Source organism: Streptomyces sp. NPDC047061, from assembly GCF_040643955.1.
In the GTDB taxonomy this organism is placed as follows: Bacteria; Actinomycetota; Actinomycetes; order Streptomycetales; family Streptomycetaceae; genus Streptomyces.
The window spans coordinates 1-1,127 of record NZ_JBEYVI010000142.1 but is presented as its reverse complement, the minus strand read 5'-3'; the positions used below and the strand labels follow the sequence as shown (position 1 = coordinate 1,127).

The window sequence follows — 1,127 nt, the reverse complement described above, 5'->3', positions numbered from 1 at the left end:
GGGTTCTCCAGGAGGACCGCGGTACCGAGGGTGATCATGTTGGCGCTGGTGTCGTGACCGGCGACCAGCAGGATGTGCCCGAGCGGAGCCGCCTCCGTCATGGACAGGTCGCCTGCCTTGATGCGCTCTCCGAGGTCGGACAGGACGTCCTCGCCCGGGTCGTCCATCTTGGCCTCGATGAGCTCGGAGATGTACCGGCGCAGCACCCTGCCGCTCTCGGCGCCCTCCCCGGGGCTCTGGTACCGCGCGTTGGTGAAGCCGGCGTGCTTCTGGAAGAAGTCGTGGTCCTCGTAGGGGACGCCGAGCAGGGCGCAGATCATCAGCGACGGCAGGGGCAGCGACAGCGCCTCGTTGAGATCGGTGGGGTTCGGGCCCGCCAGCATCTTGTCGATGAGGTCGTCGGTGATCTGCTGGATCTCCGGGCGCAGCTTCTCCATCCGGTGCCGGGTGAAGGAACTCGTCAGCATCCGGCGCCAGCGCTGGTGCTCCGTGCCGTCGGTGTTGTTGATCGACGGCTGCATCTCGGCCGCGTGCGCCTTCATTCCCGCGGTGGTGTGCGGGTAACCGGCCCCCCCGATGTTGGCACTGAGCCGCGGATCGGCCAGCAGCTGCCGCACCGCGGCATGGGACGTGGCAAGCCACGGGGTAGTGCCGTCCCAGGTCTCGGCCTTCTGCACCGGCCGGCCCGATTCGTGCAGCGCGCGCAGAACCGGCGGCGGTGCGAACGGGCATCCCGCCTCCCGGGGAGCCGGATACTTCGGCAACTCCTGTGCCGCGTCGGCACCGATCGCCATCTCCGCCATGTCCGCACTCCTCTTCCCCGACTTCGTCGTCATACGGCGACGAACTGCGCCGCGTTCGTCACCCACGGAACCGGTCCGCCTCCCTCCGGGGCTCCCGGTCGACGGGGGCTGCCACGGTTGCCACCTCGAAGATCATTGCGGTGCGCGCATCACAAATCTTACGTCGACCGGTCGGTACACTCAATGGGAGTGGCCAGCAGGAAGCAACTCGGACCAAGCCTGACACCCGGCCATTGATCGAGTCAGGTCGCTGCTCTACTCTCGCCTCAATATTCGATCGATCGGTCGAATAAACAGACTCGGGCTCACGCGGGGCGGAGCAGC

1 pseudogene is annotated in these 1,127 nt (G+C 67.3%); it reads right to left on the bottom strand.

The window, feature by feature from the left end:
* A pseudogene (locus ABZ887_RS51180) lies at window positions 1–803 on the bottom strand (cytochrome P450); the annotation flags it as partial.
* Window positions 804–1,127: the final 324 nt, after the last annotated feature.